This window comes from Chitinophaga ginsengisoli (assembly GCF_003014595.1).
Classification (GTDB): domain Bacteria; phylum Bacteroidota; class Bacteroidia; order Chitinophagales; family Chitinophagaceae; genus Chitinophaga; species Chitinophaga ginsengisoli.
On record NZ_PYGK01000010.1, the window covers coordinates 119,073 to 143,999 of the forward strand.

The following is a 24,927-nucleotide window of genomic DNA, read 5'->3' on the forward strand; positions in this document are numbered from 1 at the left end:
TTTCTTTACGAACCTACAAATCAAAAAGGCTTTCAAACATTGTCTGAAAGCCTTTTTACACGTTTATTATCCGCTGTATTATTCTTTTATATCTACTACGCTTCCATCATGCGCATGGAGGCTCACTGTGTATTTACCAGAGAATCTTCCCAGGCTTTTACCGGTCCAATGATCGGTCATTTCACATGGCTTGTCCAGTTTAACGGTGATCGTTTTGGCAGTACTATCCCAGTTTAACAATACCAGGCTTTTTCCGTTGGGTGTAGACAACCTGCCTATTTCAAATTTCGTATTTTCAAAAGCAGCAGCATGGGCGGTGGGTGGCACTGTTTTCCGTAATATATTTAAGCGTTCCGGAGAGATCGTCGTCAGGTCATCTCCACTCAGCAGCATTCCACCGGTACCATATATCAATGCGGCGTGGAAACGGAACTCATTATCCGGCATTTTACCGGTCAGCAGCAGGCAGTCAGGGTCATTCCACCACAACCGTCCATTCTGCCAGGAACGGTACAAATTCTCCCTTCCTGAGCGCTCAAAAGTAGTCCATTGACGTTTGATATCCATGGAGCTGCGGGAGCCGTGTATAAGGCCTAATGAAGGCCAGAGCGGATGATTACAACCAAGGATAAAAGCATCTCCGGTACCCTTCAGTATAGCCTCCATGCCACGGCGATAAGCCTCTACACGGGTGGCCTGCTTATCATAGAAGTAGCCACCATGTATTGCACCCCAGAAATTGGCATCCAGTTTAAAATAGGTGCATCCCCATTGCTCACGCATGGTGCGGAACAGCGCTTCCAGGTGTTTTTGCACAGCAGGATTAGTACCATCCAGCACATACCAGGGCTTCAGGCGCCAGCCGCCAAATGTTACCAGATCACTACGCAGTGGTTTACCATTTGCGTCTTTTACCAGCCAGTCAGGATGCTCTTTATACACGGTTGAATTGCTGTCGCAAATAAAGGGAGCCACCCATATGGCAGGCTCAAAGCCTTTACTCTTTATACTATTCAGCACCGGCTGTATATTGCCGCCAAATGATTGCCCTGTTGAGAGCCAGTCGCCCATATGCGGCTGATAGCCGTCATCTATCTGTATATATCGCAGGGCGGGTATATTGGCCTTAATGTAATCCAGGTTATCATAGATATTCTGCGCAGTGACCCGCGGACCAAAACAATACCAGCTGCACCATCCGGTAGGTGGCTCCTTAAAGTCCAGTCGATGATGATGATGATTGATCCGGGCAGCGAATTTCTCCAGCAGGGCATTCCCTTCCCTGCCTTTCAGCAAGGCCCATTCTTCCAATTGAAAGCTTGCCCCGGGCGCTAGCGACAGGTTCTCCAGGTCCATTATCACTTTGACAGTGTCTGCGTTAAGATAGAACTTACCGACAAAACGCCTGCAACTGGTGAAACCTGCCAATAGCTCCGGCTCTCCTGCGGGATATAGCCGGAGCAGGTTGTACACCGCCAGGTATCCGGCAGGTTGTGGCATCCTGTAATGTCCTTCATCGGTGTAGTTACCCAGTACCTGTGGTTTTTCAAGGGTGCCACTTGTTTGTGTCAGCATCTGGAATCCCTCTGCATAGAAAGGTGTATTGCGCGGTAATATGCGACCTGCCTGCGCCAGTATTACTTCCCGGAGGTGTACCGGTGTATTGCCGGTGTTTACAATCCGGGCAGTACAAAAATCGCCTTCCCAGGTACGAGAGATCTGTATGGTAGCCGGCGCAGGTGCTCCATTGGCCGTAATAACAGTAGCTTTACTGCTTTTTAGGGCCTGCAGGAACTGATCTGCAGGACCAGCCTGTAGTACTCCTCCTGCCAACAGAGAGACCAATAAAGAGGCTAAAAATGGTTTCCTGAATATCATCTGTTTGCAATTTTTTGTCAGCTATTAAGGTGCTAAAGTGATCTCGAATAATTTCATCAATTCCTTACCATTGATCGCCTCCGGCCGGATACTTAAAGTATGTACACCAGCAGGTAAGGACAGATCGCCCAATGACTGTATCATAATTGTTTCCTTTGAGGATATTGCCTGTGTCTTTCCATTGAGTGTTTTCCCGTTTACCGTCACGATGAATTTATTCTCGCTGGTGGTGGAATCTGCCGCATATTTGATATTCGTGTGGAAATGCGCAGGTGCTGTCAACCGGAATGTCCAGCTGATATACTGTTCAGGTCTGGTCCAGTTATATACGTAATATTTAGGCGCTTTGCCATCACCATACAGGAAACCTTCTCCATGCAGCGTACCGTCGAAGGCTCGCAGTACATTGGTAATAGAGTGGGTATCCAGTATGCGGATGCTATCGGTCTTCACTTCCTGCAGGTCCAGCACTATTACGCTATTCATGGAGTCAATGGCTTTGGCCGGCAGCGCGATTGTAATGTCCTTGTCGTTCACCCGTTTTACTGGCAGGGCTTTGTGTTGCGGGTCTGCCAATAACCAGGCTTTGCGGACATTACTTTCTAAGCCACCTACATACAAGGGACCTTTCTCAGGCCAGGTGAATACATGCAGGTATAGGCGATTGCCTTTCAGGGTACTTTCCCCCCAGGGCTGTAAAGGAAGTGGAGAAGCGGTCGTACCATAAATGCTCTCTCCGTTCGTCTGCATCCAGGCGCCAATACTATGCAGTATAACTGTATCCCGTGGATCTACCAGTCCATTGCCCATAGGGCCAATATTCATCAGCAGGTTACCTCCTCTGGCGGCAGCCTTCGCCTGCAATCTTACGAAGAAACCGGCGGGCTTATGGCTGTTGTCAAACTTTGAATAACCGTAAGATTCGTTTGTAGTAGGAATGGCTTCCCAATCGCCGGTAACCGGGTAAAATTCTGCAGGACGATCCGAAGTGTTGATATAATCCCCAAAAGAGATACGTGCAGTACGTGCCAGACGACCATTTATCACCACGTTGTTATCTACTTCACGGATCGCTTTTAAGATGCGGATATTTTCACTCAAGGGTAATTTGCTCGGAGTATCAAACCATAGTATATCAGGGTGGTATTTCTGGATCAATTCTACTATCTGCGGTATTGCCTTTTCATTCACGTACTTTACGGCTTTGGGTAGCAGCTCTGGGTGAACATCAAACCAATTCAGGCCGCCATGCAGACGCAGGTCACCGGCAGGGTTATCGTAATCCCAATCATTACCCGGCGCATCCGGATGTTCCCAGTCAAAAGCATGGGAATAGTAAAAGCCGAAACGGATGCCATACTTCTTGCAGGCGGCAGACAGCTCCTGCATAGGATCACGTTTAAATTTAGAAACGCTGATATTCATATCGCTTACTGCAGAAGGATACATGGCTACGCCGTCATGATGTTTGGAGGTGATGATCAGGTAGCGCATACCGGCTGCTTTTATCATTCTCACCCAGGCATCAGCATCAAACTGTTCCGGGTTAAATGTTTTCAACAATTTCTCCCTGTACACAGCCCTGGGGATTCTTTCCTTCCGCATGAGGTGTTCTGCATAACCATCCACTTTCTTACCTTCCCATTCTCCGCCTGCGGCTGAATACACGCCCCAGTGAATAAAGCAGCCAAACTTCGCTTCCCGCCACCAGGCAATGCGGGCATCATGATTTTCCATGCTGTGTTTCCACCAGCCATTTACAGCTTCATTGATGGCTGCCTGATCCCGTTCAGCTCCTTTTTGTAATAAAAGGCCCTGCTCATCACCTTTGTCGGAGGCGCCAGCCTGCGTTTGCGCCTGTAGCCGAAATGACAGTATTATAATGACTACACTGAAAAATATTTTCCTCATAGTATTATGCGTTTATGGGTATTAAATCTGGTTATCTTTTGTGGTTATTTCAAGCTGCGTTACAAAGCAATAAATGCTGCCGGTATTCCTTTTACGGTAGCGCCTACCATACTTTTCCCTTTATTCAACTGCACGCTGATCTGCGCCTGTCCATTGGCCAGTTGTACTTTACGTGATCCTCCGGCAGTTCCCAGATCATCTATCAGCATACCACTGCCTGCAATGGAGAAATTGATATAATCTGTTGCATCCAGGCAGGGCACACCCTGTGCGTCTAACAGCTTTACCTTTATTACAGCGGTGTCGCCGGTGATTGTCTGCTCCATCATCAGCCTGGCAGGAGAAGTCCATTGGTCTGTCTGATAGGCAAAAGACATTTCATCCGTTACGGTTTCTTTTCCTTTGCGGGTGATAACTTTCACCTGGTAATCTCCTTTGTGTAAGGGCAGCTGCCAGCGAAGGCCTGCTGCGGGGAAGTCCTGGCTATTACGTTTCTTAACGCCATAGCTTTTGCCGTTCACAAATAGTTCAGCTTCCGGACAGTTTGAGTACGCCCATATCATTTTTTCTTCTCCATCTTTCCCCCAGCGTATAGGCCAGTTGTGTCCGTAAATATGCGCCATGGGCTGTGTAGTCCAGTAGGATTGAAATACATAGTAGGATTCTTTCGGCGTGAGATCGCGGGCTACTACGCCTTTCTGATTGACGTAGGGTATGGGATTATCTGGCCGTAAAGGAGTGGAGAAATCTTTAAAAATCCAGTAAGCGGTTCCGGTGAGTTGTGGTATAGTTTCCTGTTCTTTCAGGTGCCAGTCGATCAGGTTACATGCATAGGTTTCTGACCAGTCGCCATCTTTAGAAGCACGGGCACTGCCGCCTGTCAGTGCAAAGTCGCCGGTACGTTCATCTGCACCTTTACCTGTGGCTACTTTTTTCAGGGCAGCTTCAGGATATTCTGCATGCCGGCCCTGATGGCTGTCGGCGCCCCATTCTGCATGAAAGAAATGTGGTACGTCGGCAATGGCTTTTAAGGTTTCATCCTTATACTCTGTATAACGGCCACGATACCAGCCAGCCCAGATGGAAGGAGAATATACATCTACAATATCCTTACAAAAATCACATCGGCGGATGGTTGTTTTACGAGAGCTGTCCAGCTGATGTGCCAGTGCATTTAGTTCGCTCATGAAAGCGCGGATCTTTTGTTTGTCAAACTCAGGGAAATCACCGGGCCAGTCATTTTCATTTCCCAATCCCCATAAGATGACAGCCGGATGATTACCATGCTGGCTGATCATGTTTGTCAGCATACGGCGAGCCTGTGCTTTATACACCTCACCTCCCAATCCGCCACGGCACCAGGGAATTTCTTCCCATACCAGTATGCCCAGGCTATCACATAACTCCAACACCAGGGATGACTGCTGATAATGTCCCAGTCGTATGAAGTTAGCGCCCATATCTTTTATCATTTTCATCTCCCGGCGTATCATATCTTCAGTAAGTGCTGCGGCAACGCCGGCACCGTCTTCATGCCGGTGTGTGCCTTGTAATAACAGGCGCTGCCCGTTCAGTATGAAAGGACCATGGGTGACAAATTCGAAATGCCGGAAGCCAAAGTGTCCGCTCCATACAGCATCACCAGCGGTACTTTTGAGAGTAGCCTGCACTGTATATAATTGTGGTTGAGCCGGCGACCATAACAGGGGCTTCCTGATAGTAATGGAAGGTATGGTCAGTATGCTATCTTTCAGTGATACCTGCTGTGTGAGGTGTTGGACTACCTTTTTCTGCGGATCAAGTATATTGATATCAAGTGTAGCCTGTGCTGTGTGTTGTGGATTACGAAACGCTGCATATAGTTGTACTACACCTGTTTTCCCCTGTGCATCTACCTGCGGATGGATATGTAATTGCTCAAAGGATAATGCGGGAGTATATACCAGGTTTAAATACCGGTAGAGACCTCCGTACACATTAAAGTCAGACATGGAAGAAGGGATCATCTCTGCATCCCGGGCGTTGCTACACCGGAGTTCCAATGGTACTTTTCCTTTGTATCTTTTAGCATCTGCGCCTTGCAGGAATTGTTGTATTGCATCGGTGATATCCACCGTCCATTCATCATAACCACCCGTGTGATGGGCGACGAGTGTCGTGTAAATGTATACGTCTGTCTTTTGTCCGGCACCTTCGAAGTGTAACAATGTACGCCCCTGTGTATAAGGGTTTTTAATTTCCAGTGCCGCTCTGTACCAGCCAGGTCCCTGGTAATAGTTTACATCCGGATCCACAGCATCTTTTGCATTGAAGCAATGAGGCAAGGTAACTTTTTCCCATAGCGGTACAGATTCCGGGCTTCCTTCTGTAGCGGGGCGAACGGCTTCCCATGCACTGCTTAAGTCTTCCCCTAAGAACTCCCAGTCCTGTGTAAGGCGTTTGCTTTGCTGCGCCTTTGTCGCGGATAATAATAGACAAAAAATGAGTCCTGTTAATAGCAGGTGACGGATCATTATTAATATCGAATTATGTGTGTTAATACTGACGTTTGTGCATTACAGGCAATGGCCCGGCCATGCGTTACCTTTGCTGGCAACGGTGCTGTAATGATGGTATTTTTAAATTGAGAAAAAGAGGGATGGATAGTGGGTGTTTAATCCTTCTTTTTCATAAACCTGGAATCTTGTTGTAAGTTATGCAATCGTTTGCATTAAATGAAATTATTGGGGGAAAATTGAGTACTGGGGAATACTCGGCAGTTAGGATAGACGGGGATGTGGAGGATAAAATGTAGAATAATACCCTATCCTGATATTATTTTATCAAAAATAAAACATAGGTTAAGTGACGCCAGGTGCTAGTAGAAGAAGTGTGCGTATCTATAGGTTAGAAATAGTTTGACAGCGCAGACTTGTTTAGAGATTCCCGTAAGAAACGTTTCAAATATTTTTATATTTAACGTAATGGAACTATTAACAGAAAACGAGTTAATCTGGTCACCCATTGTTGCCAATAACCGGATGAATCGCAAGCGCATCGCAAGTGGAGTAAACAGCTATGAAAAGGAGTTGAATTTTAATCCGGGCATGTATTTGGATAAATGCCTGGAAGAACGAGGGCATGCGAAATGGCTGGATCTATGTTGCGGAGAAGGTAATGCGTTATTACAATATGCCGTAGAGGCCACAGACAAAAAGCAGCAGGATCGTATTACACTGAAGGGCATTGATCTTGTAGATCAGTTTCAATCAATCCCACCCGCTGTTAACTGCCTGCAATTTGAAATATGTTCTCTTGTCGACTGGGAAGAGAAGGAGCAGTATGATCTGATCACTTGTATTCATGGGCTTCACTATGTTGGCGATAAGCTTAAGGCCCTGATAAAGGGATTGAAGGCTATTAGCGAACACGGCGTGATGATGGCTAATCTTGATTTGAATAATATTAAAATTGAGGGTGATCAGAAAGGGAATTATCTAAAGAAGCTGTTTAAGGAAAATGAGATCGGATATAACGTCCGAAGGAAATTAATTACGTGTGAAGGTCCGAGGGATATTAAACTAAACCTTACTTATAAAGGTGCAGATGATAAGGCCGGTCCTAACTATACCGGGCAAGCCGCTGTAGATTCTTATTATTCAATAAGTGATTAAGCTCAATTCATCCAGTCTTTACCCCGATAATAACATCTGATCTAAAACCGTGCCCTCAAAGTTGAACTTTGCAACAAAGCAAATTGACCTTTATAGCAAAAGACACTATCCCATGCCACTGTAATTTTGCTAAAAAAGGAACAATGAAATACATAGATCGCATTTACATCAACGGACAATTTGTTACACCGAAGGGAACAGAGAAAGCAGATATCATTAGCCCTGTGGATGGTTCAGTCGTAGCGCAGCTCACTTACGCGAACGAAAGTGATACAAATGACGCTATTGCGGCGGCCAGTGAAGCTTTTAAACACTATTCCCAAAGCACGATAAAAGAACGGGCTACCTATCTTCAAAAGATCCATGACGAGATTATGAAGAGGATGGATGATCTTATTGAAGCCACCATTATTGAATATGGTGCTACCAAAGAGAGGGCAAAGTGGTCGAACATGCTTGCTGCAACTACATTTTCAAGTCATATATCAATCCTTGAACAATATCCATTTGAAAAGAAGGTCAATGAATCGAAAATTGTGATGGAGCCGGTAGGAGTGGCAGCACTATTTACCCCCTGGAATTCCAGCTCCGGGTCAATTGCAGTGAAGCTCGCTCCTGCGCTGGCTGCAGGTTGTACAGTGATTCTCAAGCCGAGTGAATTCAGCCCCTGGCAGTCGCAGATCATCATGGAATGCATTGATGCGGCAGGCTTACCTGCTGGTGTGGTGAATATGGTCAATGGACGGGGAGACGTTATCAGTAAGGCGCTGATGGAAAGTCCGGCTGTTACAAAGATCGCTTTTACCGGTTCTACACAAGTGGGAAAAATCATTGCGCAGCAATCAATCGCTACGATGAAAAGACTCACATTAGAGCTCAGTGGCAAATCTGCCAATATTATCTTAGATGATGCAGACCTCTCTATAGCGATTCCCATGGCCCTGCAGGCATCTTTCATGAACAACGGACAGGCATGTATTGCAGGTTCGCGTTTACTGATACCTGAAGGCAAAACGGCTGAGGTAAGGGAAGCGTTGTTAAAGGCTACCGGAAACTTTAAAGTAGGCAAGCCATATAATGATGGCATCAATGTTGGTCCGGTTGCTAGCCAGAAGCAATATGACCGTATACAACAGTATATCGGCATCGGTATTGAAGAGGGCGCCGAAGTAATATGGGGTGGGCCAGGTCGTCCTGAGGGACTTAGCGACGGCTTTTATGTGAAGCCTACTATTTTTATGGGCGTCAACAATAACATGCGTATCGCACGGGAAGAGATCTTTGGACCGGTTCTTAGTGTCATCCCATACCGTAACGAGGAAGAGGCTATTGCTATTGCCAATGATACTGATTATGGGTTGATGGCTTATATCAGTTCGAAAGATGTAAGTCATGCCGAAAAGGTGGCATCTAAGCTTAAGGCAGGCAGGGTATTGATCAACACACTGAAACATGATCCATTGGCGCCATTCGGCGGATTCAAGCACTCAGGCATCGGACGGGAGAATGGTACATTCGGATTGGAGGCGTTTATGGAAGTGAAGGTGCTTATCTCTTAATTCACTGATTGCTTACTCATTATCTAAATAGCAAGAGGCGGGAGCTCCCCCAAACTGATGACCGTCTGCTTTTGTAATGACCATACAGAAGCCTTGTCCATGCATCAGCAGATATCAGTTACCGTACAATAAAGGCTTCAGGTTTGTAACCTGAAGCCTTTATTGTTATACCTAATTTATTCATTTGTTGGTCGAATATTGCAGCCTGACACGGCTAAGCGTTTCACGGCTAACACCAAGGAATGAAGCTACCATGTGCAACGGTACCCGGCTGTAGAATTGAGGATAAGACTTAATAAAGTTTACATATCGCTCTTCAGCAGTTTCACTGATATTACTCATTATTCTCTTCAGACTGGCATCATAACTTCTGGCCTCCAGTCTTTCTCTAAATAGCCTAAACTTAGCAATTGTATTGGTTAACGCATCGAAATCCTGCTTTTTGATAAGCAATAATTCACTGTCCTCAATAGCATCGATATTACCTTTTGCAGGATCGCCAGAATTATAGCTTTCATAATCACTCATCCACCAATTCTCAACCGCGAATCTTAAGATATGTTCTGATCCGTCCTTACCAATACGGTACAGCCGCAGGCATCCTTTAGCGACAAAACAATTATAATGAGCAACGTCACCTTCCTGGAGCAGGTATTGACGCTTACGCAGCTTTTTCTCTATTGTGACTTGCTTCACAAGGTCCAGTTCTTCATCGCTCAGCCCCGCCCCTTCTCTCAAATAAACGGCAAAAGACTCAAACATAGTTTCATCACTTTTGACAAAGCTATGCAAAATCATTAACAGGGTTATTCTTAGGGAAACATGCAATTGTAAAAAATGCCCGCAGGAGTACTACGGGCACACGATTGTCACCTGGACTTTTGACTATTTCATCAGGCTGATATTTGTCATACCACCATCTACAAGGATCTCAGTACCAAGAATGAACGAAGATTCGTCAGACGCCAGGAATACGGCGGCTTGTCCGATATCAGCCGGCTGTCCAATTCTTCCAGCTGGGATAAGATTTACCCACAGTTGTTTCACCTGATCAACCTGGTCTTTAGGCGCTAATTTGTCGAATACAGGTGTGTCAATCGTCCCGGGCGAAAGTACATTCACTCTGATCCGCTTCTCCATTAAATCCAGGGAGAGTCCTTTGGCAAGCGACGCTACAGCAGCTTTGGCTGCACTGTAAATCGCCATTCCCGGAGCGGCGCGATGTCCGGCACTGGAACCGATGAGTACAATTGAGCTCCCGTCATTCAGGTATGGAAGTGCTTTTTGCACCGTAAAGTAGACGCTTTTCAGGTTCAGGTCCATGTATTGATCATACCCCTCTTCTCCGGTCCTGGTAATGGTATCCATTTGAGTGCCATCAACAACCCCACCCGCGTTCACCACGACGGTATCAATCCTGCCAAATTTTTCGAACGTTGTTTTGAAAACATTTTCGAGATCGTCCATATTGGTTACATCGCCTTTTAATCCGATGAAATTCTTCCCTAATTGTTGCACTGAAGCGTCGATTGTCTTCTGATTTCTGCCGGTGATAGCACCCTTAGCACCTTCATTGCTGAATGCTTCGGCAATCCCAAAACCTATGCCGCTGTTGCCGCCGGTTACCACGGCTACTTTGTCCTTTAATCTCATTTTGTTATTGATTTATTACAGTCCAAAGTTGAGCTACATTTGCGCTACAGCACAAGGATATTTGATAATAAGTTTGTGTGATAAATGTCACCATCCCGACGAAATAAAAGGGAGACAAGCAGCAAAAACCTGAAAACGAAACTGACCATTCAGGCTGGTTCCTCCTGTACATTCCGTGGAGATGACATGTTCCCTCCTATGCATCCGGAAATGGAATACTGGATCGACTGGTTAGAAACGTATGAATATTTCAGAGATGAAGGGAATGTGGTTATGCCGGAAGAAGATGATGAGTAATAATGTATTATTAAACTCCGTGTAAGTTATTTTACACGGAGTTCTTTTGACGCAAGAAATGTCTCAGGTTATAACTCAGGCCTTTTTGCCTTGTATCTCAAAACTTCACGCCTAAGTGTAAAGAAAAAAATAGGTGCTGAAATTAATAACATAATTACTCCAATAATAAGCAGGATGTGTATAAGACATCCATCACCACCACAAGGTTGTGATCCTTCTATAAGGAGTGTTATAGAACTTACAATACCTACAAAAGAGATAAGACAGCTAAATATATTGAGAATCTGGCCCATGGTTTAAAGATAGTAACTATATGAATTTTAGGAGAAGAATCTTGTTTGAAATAAAGAGGATCAACCTGCATTAATTCCTTTAACATTGTAGCGGGACCGGCGGATAATCCAACCTGTTGCTATCAGATTTGCTATCTTTAAGCTTCCTGATTACCTGACATTACATTGGTTAAAACCCAGAAAAAAGTAAAAATATATGAATACTCAAAGAGATAAGAGCAAAATAATAACCTATCCGCCAGAGACCTTAAGGACCTTTATCGTAGAAGCGTATCAGTGGATAGATAACCTGAATTTCACCATTAATCCGGAAGAGTGTTTGAAAAACGCGGAAGAATATATCAGTATAGCAAGGGAAATGTTTTTGGATGCGGGCTGGGAAGGAGATGGAAAAATAGAACTCATGTGGATTCCTCCTTTCATGTTGCAGGGTGGAATAACGGCGGCATCTACACTTGGCGTTACTATCTGGCATGTTAAACAATCAGAAGATGGTGTATCCTGGCTTTTATCACCAAATAGGATTACCACATTCAACTTGATCCGGAATCATGTCTCAGTTGATGAATAGTTTGAAAAAATCCCGCTATACCAGAAAAAGAAAAATATATGACTAGTCAAAGAGATAAAAGTAAAATAATAACCTATCCACCAGAAACATTGAGAACCTTTAATGTGGAAGCGTATGAGTGGATAGATAACCTGAATTTCACTATTAGTCCTGAAGAGTGTTTGAATAACGCGGAGGAATATATCAATATAGCAAGGGAAATGTTTTTGGATGCAGGCTGGTATGGTGACGGGAAAATAGAACTCATGTGGATTCCTCCTTTTATGCTACGTGATATATTAACGAAGGAATTAACAGTTGGCGTTACTATCTGGCATGTTAAACAAGAAGAGGATGGCACATCCTGGCTGTTGTCACCAATAAAATTGCCATGTTGATTATCTAAGCGACAATATAGAATTGGATAATTTAGAAGTAGTACCGGGGACTACATTATTTCAATTTCACTTAAAGAAAAAGGCTTTCAAGCGTCTGCTTGAAAGCCTTTTTACCAGTGTAGCGAGAAAGGGAGTTGAACCCTTGACCTCAGGGTTATGAATCCTGCGCTCTAACCGCCTGAGCTACCTCGCCATATTTCCACCGCTCCACTCGTCCAAAACGGGAGTGCAAAGATAATAGGGAATTTCCTAAAAGCCAAGAGCTACCCTTAAAAAGTTTCTAATATTTAATAAGCTAACAATTCTCTCATAGCTGCCGCTACCTTTTCAGGATTCGGCAACATCGCATTTTCCAGTATGGTATTGATCGGTACCGCCGGCAGATCAAGGGCTCCCAGCGTAAATACCGGTGCGTCCAGTGATTTGAAACAAGTGCGCTGAATCCGTCCTGCGAGTGCCTGTACAAAGGAATTATTCAGTTGTTCTTCTGTTAAGATGAGCACCTTGCCATGTTTTTTAACGGTAGAGAAGACCAGTTCTTCGTCCAGCGGGAATAGCGTACGCAGATCAATGATCTCTACCTGACCAGGGAAATGGGTGGCGGCTGCCTGCGCCCAGTACACGCCCATACCATAAGTGATAACGCAGAGCGTATCTCCTTTTTTCAGATCACGTGGATGGGCGGGTTGCACGACTCTTCCTTTACCTAATGGTAATACGTAATCGGAGTCTGGTTCTACAGTGATGGCTCCCTGTGTGCCAGGTACCTTACTCCAGTAAAGACCTTTGTGTTCCAGCATGACCACAGGATTAGGATCAAGGAAGGCGGCCTTCATCAACCCTTTCATGTCAGCGGCATTGGAAGGATATACCACTTTGATGCCTTTGACGGTCAGCAAGGTAGATTCCACGCTACCGGAATGGTAAGGTCCGCCACCACCATAGGCGCCGATAGGGACGCGTATAAGTGTCTGCACGGGGAACTTTCCATTGCTCAGGTAACAGGATTTGGAGATCTCCGTCACCAGCTGGTTAAAGCCAGGATAGATGTAGTCAGCAAACTGGATCTCTACTATGGGTTTGACACCCACAGCTGAAAGGCCGGCGGTCGAACCAACGATATAGGCTTCCTGGATGGCGGTGTTGTACACCCTGTTATCGCCAAATTTTTCCGCCAGCGTAGCTGCCTCCCGGAATACGCCTCCGAGCCTGCGACCTACGTCCTGACCGAAAAAGATAGCTTCGGGATACTGTTGAAGAATCTCCTCTACCGCGTGCAGAGCGGCGTCTACCATCATTACCTTATTACCGTTGGAGGGGAACCTGTTACCTTTTTCAGCGGTAACAGCTGCCGGAGCAAAGATGTGATCCGCTACTGAATCAACAGTAGGGTCTGATGCCTCTTTTGCCCGGTCGAATTCAAGACTGATGTATTTTGGGGTGTCTGACTCTATTGCCAACAGATCCTTCTCCAACACACCTATCTCCAGCAAGCGCTCTCTCAGCAGCGGTTTGGGATCCTTTGCCGCATGCAGCGCGAGATCTTCTTCAGTGCGGTACCACTCCTTCCTTACACCAGAGGTATGATGCCCTAACAAAGGCACACAGGCGTGTACTAAAATAGGTTTCCGCTCCTGGCGTACATAACCGATAGCGGCTCCCATTGCATGAAAGCATTCCTCGAAATTGCTACCGTCCACACGCATGCGTTCCATGCCTTTAAAGCCGGCCGCATATTCATATGCATCCATTACCCGGGTTTCTTCTGCACTGGCTGAAATACCCCATTCATTGTCCTGTACGAGGTAAATAATGGGCAATTCCCATAACACAGCACTCTGCCAGGCCTCACTCACCTCTCCTTCCGTCACACTGCCATCACCCAGGGAACAAAGCACTACCGGCGCTTCCCCTTTAGGTCCAGTCCTTAAGGAAGTAGCACCTATCTTTTCCAGGTAGCGGATACCTTGCGCCATACCGGTGGAGGGGATCACCTGCATGCCGGTGGCGCTGCTCTGATGCGGAATGCAGGGCTTCTCGGGGTCCAGACTGCTCGGGTGGCTGTAATAAGAACGCCCTCCGGAGGAAGGATCGTCTCTTTTGGCCAGCAGTTGCAGCATCAGTTCATACGGCGTAAAACCCATCGCCAGGAGCATGCTGTCATCCCTGTAGTAAGGACTGGCATAATCCCATGGACTTAACTGCATGCCGGCAGCTATCTGAATAGCTTCATGACCGCGGGAAGTGGAGTGTACATATTTGCAGATATTGCGGTTCGCTTCATAGACGGCAGCCATCTCAACCGCCTGACACATGAAGCGGTAAGCCTTTAATAGTGTAGCCTGTTTGCCGGAAGACCGCTCCTTACCGGGAACAGCAGCTTTTAAAGTTGGAACACTTATGCTATCTTTAAACACGTAAGAATTGTTTTGGTGTGTGATTATTTTAGTTGCTAAAGCAACTATTGCTATTGCAAATTAACGAATATGACTGATACTTTTGTAAGCAATCCGTCTTTTTTTAAGTTGGACGCTACCTTAAAACGGATACGGAATTACTGGCAAAAAACCTTTGACGCCCACAAAAAAGACATTACTGTAGACCAGTGGTTATTAATTGAAAACCTCTATAAGCACAAGAAAATCACCCACAATGAGCTTGCCAGAGTGACCTCAAAAGACATTACCACTGTATCCCGCATTATTGAACTGCTGGTAAAAAAGGAACTGGTGATCAGGGAAGGCTCCACGCATGACCGCCGTAAGGTATTTCTCCAGCTGACCACCAAAGGCTCGGATAAGTATAAGGATGTAAGACCCCTGGTACTGGAAATGCGAAAAACAGGTTGGGCGGGATTAACTGAAAATGATTATGCTGAACTGACCAGGATACTTGATGTGATCTACAATAATATTCCCTGACAACCACAACAGTGAATTGAAGACTACGCACGTCCTGACTATGAATGTTACCGTCTGACATCTGTCGTTAACGTAAGCTATCTGCCAGCCCTTCACCTCATCAATGAAACTTTCCGGATAGTCGTTTTGTTCTGCCAGTTTAGTAATACACTGCGCCATGCGCGGTGGGCGGATTATTGTGCATCATTGGTTGTATATAACACTGTCTGTCGTGCTAAATTCCCTTTCATGACGCTGAGATGTACATTAAACAAGAACGCTTAACGCAACAGATAGCAGTTGGCGTTAAGCGTTCTTTATAATTGCAGACGTTTATTTTATCATGAATTCCAGCAGGCTGTCATTTTCAATAAATGCTTCCAGCGTATCCCCTATCTCAACCGGTCCTACGCCGGCAGGGGTGCCTGTAAATACCAGGTCCCCAATGTTCAGGGTGAAGAATTTTGAGATGTAGGCAATAAGGAAATCAAAAGAGAACAACAGGTCTTTGGTATTACCCTGCTGCATCAATTCCTTATTCTTATAGAGACAGAAATTGATATCTTTCTTGTCCATCTCCGGCGTAATAGGAATGAACTGTCCTACCACAGCGGAATTATCAAAAGCTTTGGCGATCTCCCAGGGCAATCCTTTCTGCTTCTGCTTGTCCTGCAGATCGCGGGCGGTAAAGTCAATGCCGACACCTATATGATCGTAATATTTATCCGCAAATTTCTCCTGGATATGCTTACCGTTCTTGCTGATACGCAACACCAACTCACATTCGTAGTGAAGATTGTCGGTAAATTCAGGATAGTAGAACGGATGATTGTTCTGTAACAATGCATTCTTTGGCTTCATGAAAATCACTGGTTCGGTTGGTACCTCGTTTTTCAGTTCCTTTGCATGATCAGCATAATTTCTTCCAACACAAATAATTTTCATGACAGATTTTTCTTGGTTTTAAGGTTAAATAAACGCATCACAGCAGATTTCGTAAATTTATGGCTAATAAGGATAGACCAGGGTATTAAAGATATTCATGGTACGCGGTAAACCCACAGACGCAAAACTTTCGATCAGTTCCACACATTTCCCCAGCTTAGCCATCACAATAGCCCATTCCTCATTACTCCATTTACCCAAGACAAACTCTACCTGCCGGCCACGGGGAAAGTTATTCCCGATACCGAAACGCAAACGGGGATATTCTTTAGTACCCAACATTTCCTGGATGCTTGTCAGCCCGTTCTGACCGGCGTCACTACCACCAGCGCGAAGACGTATCACTTCCAATGGTAATGCCAGATCATCTACTAATACCAGTATATTTTCCAGCGGTACTTTCTCTTTGTCCATCCAGTATTTCACCGCCTTTCCGCTCAGGTTCATGTACGTGGTGGGCTTGATAACTACAAAAGTCCGTCCCTTCCATTTCACTTCGGCTACATCAGCCAGACGGTCATTCCGGTAACTACCTCCATGCTTTTCCACGAAAGCATCGGCAATATCAAACCCTATATTGTGGCGTGTATGCTCGTATTCTGCACCTATATTACCTAATCCTACTATCAGGTATTTCATCGGATTACAATTTTAATGCTAAACATCTGCATTACGCCCTGCCTATATATACGAAAGGAACGAGGAAACGTAACGCAGGGCAAAAATAGAAAAAGTCCCATCCCGGACGAGCCGGAACAGGACTTTTTGTAAAATATTCTGAAAGAAAACTTATTTCTTTTTGCTGTCTGCAGCTTCTTCCTGACGCAGCTGACGAGTCATTACTACGGAAGCGATAGGAATACGCGGAGAGTTCAGGATCTCGATGTTCTCAGCAACCACATCTTCTACACGGATGTTACCGTTCAGCTGCAAGTTGTCGATGTTCACCTCAACGTTCTCACGCAGGTATTTAGGCAGTGCCTTCACTTTCAGCGCTTTGATCTTAACTACCAGTTTACCACCGGCTTTAACACCTTCGGACTGACCGGTAATTCTGATTGGCAGCGTAACAGCAACAGGCTTATCTTCTACCATTTCCAGGAAGTCGATGTGAGCCAGTTCGTCGGTAACAGTGTCAAACTGTTTGTCTTTCAATACACATTTATAGGTTTTGCTACCTATTTTGATTTCAGCGATCTGAAAATCAGGTGTATACACCAGATCCTTGAAAGATACTGCCGGAGCTGAAAAACTTACGGTTTCTGCACCCCCGTAAATAACACAAGGCACTTGTCCCTCAGAACGTACCTGGCGGGTGGCTTTTTTGCCAAATTCGCTCCTGAGTTGTCCTTCGATTGTTATCGTTTTCATTGATTAAACATTTATGATTGTTATAAATAATGCTTGTTCTTATTACCTCCGGTGACTATGAACGAACAGGTTCGTGATAGACCTGTTTTCGTGCATATTGCGGATGGCTACTGCAAAGAGGTCCGCCACACTGATCACTTTGATCTTAGCACTCTGCTGTTTTAGCGGCATTGTGTCGCATATTACCAGCTCTTCCAGTACGGAGTTCTCGATGTTTTCGTAAGCCTTGCCACTCAACACCGGGTGGGTACAAAATGCTCTCACACTTCTTGCCCCTTTCTCTTTCAACAGATTAGCTGCCTTGGTCAATGTACCTGCAGTGTCGCAGATGTCATCTATCAATACAATATCCCTGTCTTTCACATCTCCTATCACCACCATGGAAGCAATTTCATTGGCACGCTTACGGTGCTTATCACAGATCACCATTTCAGCATTGAAATAGGCTGCTACTTCCCTTACCCTGTTGGTACTACCCACATCAGGGGACGCAAAGGTAAGATTTTCCAGCTTCAAATTCTCAATGTACGGGATGAAAATTGCGGAACTGTCCAGGTGATCTACCGGGATGTCAAAGAAGCCCTGGATCTGAGGAGCATGCAAATCCATGGTTATCACACGATTAGCACCTGCTGAAGTCAACAGGTTAGCTACCAGTTTGGAGGCTATAGCCACCCTGGGCTTGTCCTTCCTGTCCTGCCGTGCGAAACCAAAGTAAGGGATCACAGCAGTGATATAACCTGCTGAGGCCCTTTTCGCCGCGTCTATCATCATCAACAGCTCCATCAGGTTGTCTGAAGGGGCATTGGTACTTTGTATCAGGAAAACATAATCACCGCGGATACTTTCCATATAAATTGGCTGGAACTCGCCATCGCTGAACTTCTGAATGGTCAGCTTACCAAGACCGTTACCGTAACGCTTTGCAATTTTTTCTGCAAGAGCTGTATTACTGTTCCCTGTGAAAATTTTTACTGATGGTTGCATGGATTAATAGAAAGAGGTTGCAAAACTATGCTTTTTGGAGTAGCTATTTCTTATTTTTTTAGTCATTATACCCTATGGTACACAATTCCTGTATTTCCCAAATAGATAACGTGATTATTTACAATGCCTTACATTCACACTTTATATTGTGGTTCCTTATTGGTAGGCTAATTTAAATTAAATTGGGGGAAGTGAAAAAAAACCGGAGGGAAAGGGATACATTTGCTAATAATTTTAGCAAAATGGAAATGATAGTTAACCCAACAAATCACGTCGCAATCAAAGATTGGGCGGTAGACGATAAACCACGGGAAAAACTGATCAATAAAGGATGCACTGCTCTCAGTGATGCAGAACTATTAGCTATTCTGCTTAACAATGGTCATAAACAGAAGTCTGCAGTGTCCCTTGCCCAGGAAATATTACGCCTGTCTTCCGATAATCTCGGTGAAATGGCCAAGCTGAATGTACATCAGCTAAAAAAGATACAAGGTGTTGGCATCGCTAAAGCCACCACCATTGTAGCCGCCATGGAACTGGCCCGCCGCAGGCAGGCTGGTTATATGCATGCTAAAAAGACGATCCGCACCGGCGCCGATGCGGCCCTCTATTTTAAGCCGATACTAGGCGATGCTCCTTATGAGTCATTTCATGTACTCTATCTCAACCACGCCTGCCGTGTATTGGAGCACCGTTGCATCAGCAATGGAGGCGTAGCCGGTACCGTCATAGATGTCGGCCACATTTTTAAGGCCGCTATTGAGCTGAGCGCTACACAACTGATACTCTGTCACAACCACCCATCCGGCAATCTGCGCCCAAGTACAACAGATATTCACACCACCAAAAAACTCATACAGGCAGGCAGCTTATTTGATATCCGCATACTGGACCACATCATAGTGTCTGAGGCCGGTTATTGCAGTATGGCAGAGGAAGGATTCATCATATAATATCTCGATATAATACTCTTCTTTTTCCTTACATTCGCAATTATTTTATTATCAGATACTAACATGCTCAAAATAGGAATCTTCGGTGTGGGGCACCTGGGCAAGATACATCTATCCCAATGGGCCACTATGAAAGACGTAGAAATAGTCGGTTTTTTTGATCCAAGCAATGCCAATGCCGACAGTGTAGCGCAGCAGTACCCGATTCCGAGATTCGCCTCCGCGGAAGAATTGATACAGGCATCAGACGCGATAGATATCATCGCTCCTACTACACAGCACTTCAAATTATGTGAACAGGCCATCCGTAACGGGAAACACATCTTCGTGGAAAAGCCGATGACCAACACCATGGAAGAGGCTAAAACACTGGTAAAACTGGTGGAAGAAGCCAACATCAAATTCCAGGTGGGCCACGTAGAACGCTTCAACCCGGCCTTCCTTGCCCTCAAAGGACATGAACTGAAACCTATGTTCATCGAGGTACACCGCCTGGCGGAATTCAATCCCCGTGGTACAGATGTCAGCGTGATCCTCGACCTGATGATCCACGATATTGATATCGTCCTGAGCATCGTACAATCCACCGTCAACCGCATCTCTGCCAGTGGCGTAGCTGTCATGAGCGATACTCCCGACATCGCCAATGTCAGAATAGAATTCCACAATGGCTGCGTAGCAAACCTGACTTCCAGCCGCATCTCCCTGAAGAAAATGCGTAAAATGCGCCTGTTCCAGAAAGATGCCTACATAGGGATTGACTTTCTCGATAAAAAGACCGAAATCATCAAGCTGAAAACGCCTGAAGATGAGGGACTCTTTACACTGGATATAGATACCAATTCTGGTAAAAAGACCATCGCTATTGACAATCCGGAGATCAAACAGGTAAATGCTATCCGTATGGAGCTGGAACTATTCCGTGACAGTATCCTCTTCAACAAGCCTGTGCCGGTGAATGCAATAGATGGCTTACAGGCCATGGAGGTTGCTCACCAGATCCTGGCGAAGATCAATAAGAGCCTGTCTGCAGACGTAGCTTAATAACTATAAACTAGCTATTCTTTTCTTTCAATAAAGCGCTGGCAATCGTCAGATCAAGCGGGCGCGTGATCTTTATATTCGCTTCTTCTCCGGGTACCAGGTGTACACGATGACCTTGCCGCTCTACTACTGTCGCTTCATCCGTAAACAACGGATCATAAGGTAATTCAAACGCAGGCAACAACCATTCCGACAAAAACGTCTGTGGGGTCTGTATAATCTTGAACTGTTCGCGGTCTACCGCTTTATTCTCCTCTCCTTCCACCTGCCGGATACTATCCTTCATATCAATAACGGGAATAGCGCTTCCTTTCGTTAAAGCTGCTTCGTAACAGGTACGGATCAGTGAAGTGCTGATCAGCGGACGTACCCCGTCGTGTACAAACACAACAGAAGGCATCTTCACTTCCTGCAAACCATTCCTCACAGAATGGAAACGGGTTTCTCCTCCTTTTACCAGTGTAACGTTAGCGCTTGTATTAAATTCATGTAGCCAGGGTTCAACATATCCAAAATGCACTTCCGGCAATACCAATACAATACGGATATCGTTGAAAGCACTTACAAATGCATTCACGGTATGCCATAATACGGGCTTCCCTGACAGATCGAGGAACTGTTTGGGAATAGAGCTTCCCATACGGGAACCGGACCCGCCGGCAACAATGATCGCTATTTTATTACGCTGTTCCATAAATGGCCTTACATGAATAGTCCTGTCCCGTATGGATACGAGACAGGACCTTTTTCAATAGTTCGTTATCGCTTAGATGATCAGCATGGCATCGCCATAGCTGAAGAAACGGTATTTTTCTTTGATTGCCTGCTGGTAAGCTTCCATTACCAGATCATAACCTGCAAATGCGCAAACCATGATCAGTAGACTTGTCTTAGGCAGGTGGAAGTTGGTAACCAGTGCATTCGGAATAGCGAAATCGTAAGGAGGGTGAATGAACGTGTTCGTCCATCCTTCTGCTGCTTTCAGCAGGTTCTGCGCAGTTACGGAAGATTCTACCGCTCTTACGGTAGTGGTACCGATAGCACAAACCTTCCGGTTTTCTTCTTTCGCTTTGTTGACAATCTTAACAGCATACTCGTCGATGTTGAAATACTCAGCATCCATCTTATGCTTGCTCAGGTCTTCCACCTCAATCGGACGGAAAGTACCCAAACCGGTGTGCAGGGTTACTTCTGCAAATTTAACACCCTTGATCTCCAGACGTTTGATCAGCTCGCGGCTAAAGTGCAGACCAGCAGTTGGTGCTGCTACGGCGCCTTCGTACTTAGCATATACGGTCTGATAACGTTCCTTATCCTCATCTTCCGGCTTACGTTTGATGTACTTAGGCAGTGGCGTTTCACCCAGGGTGTCGAGCACCTGCTTGAACTCATCGTCATTACCTTCGAACAGGAAACGGATAGTACGGCCACGGGAAGTGGTGTTATCAATTACCTCTGCTACCAGCGATTCGTCATCGCCAAAGTATAATTTATTACCTACCCTTATCTTACGGGCAGGATCTACTATTACATCCCATAGGCGGTTCTGCTTGTTCAGCTCACGCAACAGGAAAACCTCAATCTTTGCACCGGTTTTTTCCTTACGGCCATAAAGACGTGCAGGGAATACCTTGGTGTTGTTCACCACCATGACATCCTTATCGTTGAAGTAGTTGATAATATCACGGAAAACTTTGTGCTCAATTTTTCCGGTGGCACGGTTTACCACCATCAAACGTGCTTCATCTCTTGTTTTGGAAGGGTGCTGTGCAATCAGATTTAAAGGAAGATCGAATCTAAACTGTGATAGTTTCATATTACGGTATGAATAAATTTAAAGGCTGCAAAGGTATTGATTATTATACAATCTATCAAAAATGATTATAGTAAGATTGTCATTCACAAGTTTATACATAAATATTTTTAGGTATAGAATTAATTAGCTGCTTTGTATATGCACTCTGCGGATTTTCATAGACCTCAGCAGCCGGACCCGCTTCTTCAATTCGCCCCCTGTTCATCACCATCATCCGGTCGCTGATAAAACGTACGACCGACAGGTCGTGAGAGATAAAGATACTGGTAAATCCGAACTCTTCCCTCAATTGCATCAGCAAATTCAGCACCTGGGCCTGTATACTGACGTCTAAAGCAGCAACAGACTCGTCGCAGATGATAAAGGAAGGGTTCAGTGCCAGGGCCCGGGCAATCACAATACGCTGCCGCTGCCCTCCGGAGAACTCATGCGGATACCGGTCATAATGTTCCGGCAGCAGGTTCACCTTTTCCAGCAACTCCTTTACCTTTTCCCGGCGACTGACCTCATTACCATATAAGCCATGCACTTTCATGGGCTCCTGAATGGCCTGTCCTATGGGCAGACGTGGATTAAGAGACGAATAAGGGTCCTGGAAGATGATCTGAATATCTTTACGCAGGTCCCGCAGTTCGGCTGCCGGTAAAGTGGTGATGTCTCTCCCTTTGTAGAGAATACTGCCTGATGTTGGTTCTACCAGGCGCAGCAAGGTCCTGCCCAATGTGGTTTTACCACAACCGGACTCGCCCACGAGTCCCATCGTCTCCCCTTCCCTGACGTCAAAACTCACACCGTTGACAGCCTTGGTCCAGCTAAGCACCTTTCCGAAAATGTTCTTCCTTGCCGGGAACCAGGTATGCAGCTCCTTCACTTCCAGCAAAGCCGGACGCTGTGATAACTGTTGTTCTCTATTGAGGATAATATCCTGGGGTACCTCCAGACTATGGACGAATGCTTTTACTTCCTGTGCTTTTTCAACAATATTGCCCTGAGGATCTATCTCCATAAAATCCCGTGTTACGGGGAGCCTGAACAGCCGTTTGTCTAATGGCGGCCTGCAGGCCAGCAACCCTTTTGTATAGGGATGCTTCGGATGGGTGAACAATTCCTGCACAGTGCCCTCTTCTACAATGCGCCCCTTGTACATTACCGCTACCCTGTCGGCTATTTCTGCGATAACGCCCAGGTCGTGCGTAATAAAGATCACGCTCATACCTGTCTGACGCTGCAGTTCTTTCAGCAGTTCCAGGATGGTCTTCTGAACGGTTACATCCAGGGCAGTAGTAGGTTCGTCGGCTATCAGCAAACGGGGCTGGCAGCTGATGGCCATTGCTATCATGACCCGTTGTTTTTGTCCACCGGATAGCTGATGGGGATATCTCTCCATCAATAACTCAGGATCCGGCAGGCGGACCTGTTTGAATAAGGCCAGTGTTTGCAGCCGCGCTGCTTCCTTGTTTAGTTTTTTATGCAGATGCAAGGCTTCCATCACCTGGTAGCCACATTTATGTAGCGGGTTCAGAGAGGTCATTGGCTCCTGGAAGATCATGGCGATTTCATTACCCCGCCAGGAACGCAGCTCTGGTTCAGACAGACGGACAATATCCTGCACAGGCACCTTACTCCCTCTCAACTGATACAGCAGGTTCCCCCCGGTTATCTTACCGGGATGTTGCAGCAGGCGCATAAGCGATAATGCGGTTACGGATTTCCCCGAACCGGATTCACCTACAATGCCTACGATCTCACCCGGCATAATGTCCAGTGAAATATCATTGACAGCCTTTACGCTGCCAAAAGAAACCGTCAGATGCCGGATAGATAATAATGGTTGCTGCATATTGAGAAAACGGTGTTAGAACCGGAGGTGCTTCACTGTCTGGTGACTGTTAATCAGATTCTTCAGGGAATCAATGCCAATCCGGATATGTCTCTCCACATATTCGGTGGTCACTTTCCTGTCGCTTTCTTCTGTTTTTACTCCTTCAGGGATCATTGGCTGGTCGGATACCAGTAATAAGGCGCCGGTAGGGATCTTGTTGAAGAAGCCGACAGAAAAGATGGTGGCTGTTTCCATATCTATGGCCATTGCCCTGATCTTTTCAAGATAACGCTTGAACTCCACATCATGTTCCCACACCCTGCGGTTGGTACTGTAGCAGGTACCCGTCCAGTAATCACAACCGTATTCGCGGATGGTGGTGGAAATTACTTTCTGGAGGGCGAAAGACGGCAGGGCCGGCACTTCGGCAGGGAAATAGTCATTGGAAGTACCCTCCCCTCTTATGGCTGCGATAGGGAGTATCAGGTCACCAATGCTGTTCTTTTTCTTCAGTCCACCGCATTTACCAAGGAACAATACAGCTTTCGGATGGATAGCACTGAGGAGGTCCATTACTGTTGCCGCACTGGGGCTTCCCATACCAAAGTTGATAATAGTGATATCATCTGCAGTAGCACATTGCATGGGTCTTCCGACACCTATAATTTCTGTATTGTGCCATTCAGCGAAATAAGTGAGGTAATTACTAAAGTTGGTGAGCAGGATGTGGGAGCCAAAGTTCTCCAGCTTTTCTCCTGTGTAGCGCGGGAGCCAGTTAGCTACAATGTCTTCTTTTGTCTTCATAGCCTTTTGGCAAACGAATATACGGAAAAATCTCCGATCTCAGGCCCTTCCGGTAGTGTTAATCATGTGTTACGTCTTGCATTAGTAAAGGGC

22 protein-coding genes and 1 tRNA gene are annotated in these 24,927 nt (G+C 45.8%); 8 read left to right on the forward strand and 15 right to left on the reverse strand.

Annotation, left to right across the window (positions count from 1 at the left end; genetic code table 11):
- Nucleotides 1–78: 78 nt before the first annotated feature.
- From CLV42_RS22260 to CLV42_RS22270, 3 genes are read right to left on the reverse strand one after another with little or no spacing between them, the layout of a single operon-like run.
- Nucleotides 79–1,878, reverse strand: coding sequence for a glycoside hydrolase family 36 protein (locus CLV42_RS22260; protein WP_106604130.1), 1,800 nt, complete (start codon nt 1,876–1,878; stop codon nt 79–81).
- A gap of 24 nt (nt 1,879–1,902) precedes the next feature.
- Complete coding sequence (locus CLV42_RS22265) at nt 1,903–3,789, reverse strand: alpha-L-fucosidase (protein ID WP_106604131.1); 1,887 nt, start codon at nt 3,787–3,789, stop codon at nt 1,903–1,905.
- Between the two features lie 59 nt (nt 3,790–3,848).
- Nucleotides 3,849–6,302 carry a glycoside hydrolase family 2 protein gene (locus tag CLV42_RS22270; protein ID WP_106604132.1) on the reverse strand — a complete coding sequence of 818 codons (2,454 nt, stop codon included), beginning with the start codon at nt 6,300–6,302 and terminating at the stop codon, nt 3,849–3,851.
- A gap of 450 nt (nt 6,303–6,752) precedes the next feature.
- Between CLV42_RS22270 and CLV42_RS22275 the strand changes: the two genes are divergently transcribed.
- A complete protein-coding gene (locus CLV42_RS22275; RefSeq protein ID WP_106604133.1) occupies nt 6,753–7,442 on the forward strand; it encodes a class I SAM-dependent methyltransferase in 690 nt (229 codons plus the stop codon).
- Between the two features lie 143 nt (nt 7,443–7,585).
- Nucleotides 7,586–9,001 carry an aldehyde dehydrogenase family protein gene (locus tag CLV42_RS22280; RefSeq protein WP_106604134.1) on the forward strand — a complete coding sequence of 472 codons (1,416 nt, stop codon included), beginning with the start codon at nt 7,586–7,588 and terminating at the stop codon, nt 8,999–9,001.
- A 180-nt stretch (nt 9,002–9,181) separates the two neighbouring features.
- Here the strand turns inward: CLV42_RS22280 and CLV42_RS22285 are convergent, their stop codons facing one another.
- Together CLV42_RS22285 and CLV42_RS22290 are read right to left on the reverse strand one after the other, a co-directional pair.
- On the reverse strand, nt 9,182–9,799 hold the full coding sequence (locus tag CLV42_RS22285) for a Crp/Fnr family transcriptional regulator (protein ID WP_245901716.1): 618 nt from the start codon (nt 9,797–9,799) through the stop codon (nt 9,182–9,184).
- A gap of 87 nt (nt 9,800–9,886) precedes the next feature.
- Nucleotides 9,887–10,654, reverse strand: coding sequence for a glucose 1-dehydrogenase (locus tag CLV42_RS22290; protein WP_106604136.1), 768 nt, complete (start codon nt 10,652–10,654; stop codon nt 9,887–9,889).
- A gap of 84 nt (nt 10,655–10,738) precedes the next feature.
- Between CLV42_RS22290 and CLV42_RS22295 the strand changes: the two genes are divergently transcribed.
- The 3 genes from CLV42_RS22295 (at nt 10,739) to CLV42_RS22305 (ending at nt 12,192) form a co-directional block, all read left to right on the forward strand.
- On the forward strand, nt 10,739–10,951 hold the full coding sequence (locus CLV42_RS22295) for a hypothetical protein (protein WP_106604137.1): 213 nt from the start codon (nt 10,739–10,741) through the stop codon (nt 10,949–10,951).
- A gap of 489 nt (nt 10,952–11,440) precedes the next feature.
- Entirely contained in the window at nt 11,441–11,815 is a 375-nt protein-coding gene (locus tag CLV42_RS22300; protein ID WP_106604138.1) for a hypothetical protein, read from the forward strand.
- A 38-nt stretch (nt 11,816–11,853) separates the two neighbouring features.
- Complete coding sequence (locus CLV42_RS22305) at nt 11,854–12,192, forward strand: hypothetical protein (protein ID WP_106604139.1); 339 nt, start codon at nt 11,854–11,856, stop codon at nt 12,190–12,192.
- Between the two features lie 119 nt (nt 12,193–12,311).
- On the opposite strand, the gene CLV42_RS22310 is transcribed toward CLV42_RS22305, so the two are convergent.
- Both CLV42_RS22310 and CLV42_RS22315 read right to left on the reverse strand, forming a co-directional pair.
- A tRNA-Met gene (locus tag CLV42_RS22310) sits at nt 12,312–12,385 on the reverse strand.
- A 94-nt stretch (nt 12,386–12,479) separates the two neighbouring features.
- On the reverse strand, nt 12,480–14,609 hold the full coding sequence (locus tag CLV42_RS22315; protein WP_245901717.1) for an alpha-ketoacid dehydrogenase subunit alpha/beta: 2,130 nt from the start codon (nt 14,607–14,609) through the stop codon (nt 12,480–12,482).
- A 69-nt stretch (nt 14,610–14,678) separates the two neighbouring features.
- Between CLV42_RS22315 and CLV42_RS22320 the strand changes: the two genes are divergently transcribed.
- Nucleotides 14,679–15,113 carry a MarR family winged helix-turn-helix transcriptional regulator gene (locus tag CLV42_RS22320; protein WP_106604140.1) on the forward strand — a complete coding sequence of 145 codons (435 nt, stop codon included), beginning with the start codon at nt 14,679–14,681 and terminating at the stop codon, nt 15,111–15,113.
- A gap of 312 nt (nt 15,114–15,425) precedes the next feature.
- Here CLV42_RS22320 and CLV42_RS22325 read toward each other — a convergent pair whose 3' ends face one another.
- The 4 genes from CLV42_RS22325 to CLV42_RS22340 form a co-directional block, all read right to left on the reverse strand.
- A complete protein-coding gene (locus tag CLV42_RS22325; protein ID WP_106604141.1) occupies nt 15,426–16,037 on the reverse strand; it encodes a fumarylacetoacetate hydrolase family protein in 612 nt (203 codons plus the stop codon).
- Between the two features lie 63 nt (nt 16,038–16,100).
- Entirely contained in the window at nt 16,101–16,676 is a 576-nt protein-coding gene (gene pth / locus CLV42_RS22330) for an aminoacyl-tRNA hydrolase (protein ID WP_106604142.1), read from the reverse strand.
- A gap of 150 nt (nt 16,677–16,826) precedes the next feature.
- Nucleotides 16,827–17,408: a 50S ribosomal protein L25 gene (locus CLV42_RS22335; protein WP_106604143.1), complete on the reverse strand. Its 582-nt coding sequence runs from the start codon at nt 17,406–17,408 to the stop codon at nt 16,827–16,829.
- A 42-nt stretch (nt 17,409–17,450) separates the two neighbouring features.
- Nucleotides 17,451–18,395: a ribose-phosphate pyrophosphokinase gene (locus CLV42_RS22340; RefSeq protein ID WP_106604144.1), complete on the reverse strand. Its 945-nt coding sequence runs from the start codon at nt 18,393–18,395 to the stop codon at nt 17,451–17,453.
- A gap of 242 nt (nt 18,396–18,637) precedes the next feature.
- On the opposite strand from CLV42_RS22340, the gene radC reads away from it, so the two are divergent.
- Nucleotides 18,638–19,348 (forward strand): RadC family protein, encoded by a 711-nt coding sequence (gene radC, locus CLV42_RS22345; protein WP_106604247.1) that lies wholly within the window; start codon nt 18,638–18,640, stop codon nt 19,346–19,348.
- Nucleotides 19,349–19,411: 63 nt separating this feature from the next.
- A complete protein-coding gene (locus CLV42_RS22350; RefSeq protein WP_106604145.1) occupies nt 19,412–20,392 on the forward strand; it encodes a Gfo/Idh/MocA family oxidoreductase in 981 nt (326 codons plus the stop codon).
- 10 nt (nt 20,393–20,402) lie between these two features.
- On the opposite strand, the gene CLV42_RS22355 is transcribed toward CLV42_RS22350, so the two are convergent.
- The 4 genes from CLV42_RS22355 to CLV42_RS22370 form a co-directional block, all read right to left on the reverse strand.
- Complete coding sequence (locus CLV42_RS22355) at nt 20,403–21,086, reverse strand: 2-C-methyl-D-erythritol 4-phosphate cytidylyltransferase (protein ID WP_106604146.1); 684 nt, start codon at nt 21,084–21,086, stop codon at nt 20,403–20,405.
- A 72-nt stretch (nt 21,087–21,158) separates the two neighbouring features.
- Nucleotides 21,159–22,208, reverse strand: coding sequence for a tRNA preQ1(34) S-adenosylmethionine ribosyltransferase-isomerase QueA (gene queA, locus CLV42_RS22360; RefSeq protein WP_089835339.1), 1,050 nt, complete (start codon nt 22,206–22,208; stop codon nt 21,159–21,161).
- A gap of 91 nt (nt 22,209–22,299) precedes the next feature.
- Nucleotides 22,300–24,048 carry an ABC transporter ATP-binding protein gene (locus tag CLV42_RS22365; protein ID WP_106604147.1) on the reverse strand — a complete coding sequence of 583 codons (1,749 nt, stop codon included), beginning with the start codon at nt 24,046–24,048 and terminating at the stop codon, nt 22,300–22,302.
- Nucleotides 24,049–24,063: 15 nt separating this feature from the next.
- A complete protein-coding gene (locus CLV42_RS22370; RefSeq protein WP_106604148.1) occupies nt 24,064–24,834 on the reverse strand; it encodes an AMP nucleosidase in 771 nt (256 codons plus the stop codon).
- Nucleotides 24,835–24,927 lie beyond the last annotated feature (93 nt).

Coding starts and splice junctions, on each gene's coding strand:
- CLV42_RS22260 (WP_106604130.1), bottom strand. CDS start 1,878: ATGATATTCAGGAAACCATTTTTAGCCTCTTTATTGGTCTCTCTGTTG.
- CLV42_RS22265 (WP_106604131.1), bottom strand. CDS start 3,789: ATGAGGAAAATATTTTTCAGTGTAGTCATTATAATACTGTCATTTCGG.
- CLV42_RS22270 (WP_106604132.1), bottom strand. CDS start 6,302: ATGATCCGTCACCTGCTATTAACAGGACTCATTTTTTGTCTATTATTA.
- CLV42_RS22275 (WP_106604133.1), top strand. CDS start 6,753: ATGGAACTATTAACAGAAAACGAGTTAATCTGGTCACCCATTGTTGCC.
- CLV42_RS22280 (WP_106604134.1), top strand. CDS start 7,586: ATGAAATACATAGATCGCATTTACATCAACGGACAATTTGTTACACCG.
- CLV42_RS22285 (WP_245901716.1), bottom strand. CDS start 9,799: ATGATTTTGCATAGCTTTGTCAAAAGTGATGAAACTATGTTTGAGTCT.
- CLV42_RS22290 (WP_106604136.1), bottom strand. CDS start 10,654: ATGAGATTAAAGGACAAAGTAGCCGTGGTAACCGGCGGCAACAGCGGC.
- CLV42_RS22295 (WP_106604137.1), top strand. CDS start 10,739: ATGTCACCATCCCGACGAAATAAAAGGGAGACAAGCAGCAAAAACCTG.
- CLV42_RS22300 (WP_106604138.1), top strand. CDS start 11,441: ATGAATACTCAAAGAGATAAGAGCAAAATAATAACCTATCCGCCAGAG.
- CLV42_RS22305 (WP_106604139.1), top strand. CDS start 11,854: ATGACTAGTCAAAGAGATAAAAGTAAAATAATAACCTATCCACCAGAA.
- CLV42_RS22320 (WP_106604140.1), top strand. CDS start 14,679: ATGACTGATACTTTTGTAAGCAATCCGTCTTTTTTTAAGTTGGACGCT.
- CLV42_RS22325 (WP_106604141.1), bottom strand. CDS start 16,037: ATGAAAATTATTTGTGTTGGAAGAAATTATGCTGATCATGCAAAGGAA.
- pth (WP_106604142.1), bottom strand. CDS start 16,676: ATGAAATACCTGATAGTAGGATTAGGTAATATAGGTGCAGAATACGAG.
- CLV42_RS22335 (WP_106604143.1), bottom strand. CDS start 17,408: ATGAAAACGATAACAATCGAAGGACAACTCAGGAGCGAATTTGGCAAA.
- CLV42_RS22340 (WP_106604144.1), bottom strand. CDS start 18,395: ATGCAACCATCAGTAAAAATTTTCACAGGGAACAGTAATACAGCTCTT.
- radC (WP_106604247.1), top strand. CDS start 18,638: ATGGAAATGATAGTTAACCCAACAAATCACGTCGCAATCAAAGATTGG.
- CLV42_RS22350 (WP_106604145.1), top strand. CDS start 19,412: ATGCTCAAAATAGGAATCTTCGGTGTGGGGCACCTGGGCAAGATACAT.
- CLV42_RS22355 (WP_106604146.1), bottom strand. CDS start 21,086: ATGGAACAGCGTAATAAAATAGCGATCATTGTTGCCGGCGGGTCCGGT.
- queA (WP_089835339.1), bottom strand. CDS start 22,208: ATGAAACTATCACAGTTTAGATTCGATCTTCCTTTAAATCTGATTGCA.
- CLV42_RS22365 (WP_106604147.1), bottom strand. CDS start 24,048: ATGCAGCAACCATTATTATCTATCCGGCATCTGACGGTTTCTTTTGGC.
- CLV42_RS22370 (WP_106604148.1), bottom strand. CDS start 24,834: ATGAAGACAAAAGAAGACATTGTAGCTAACTGGCTCCCGCGCTACACA.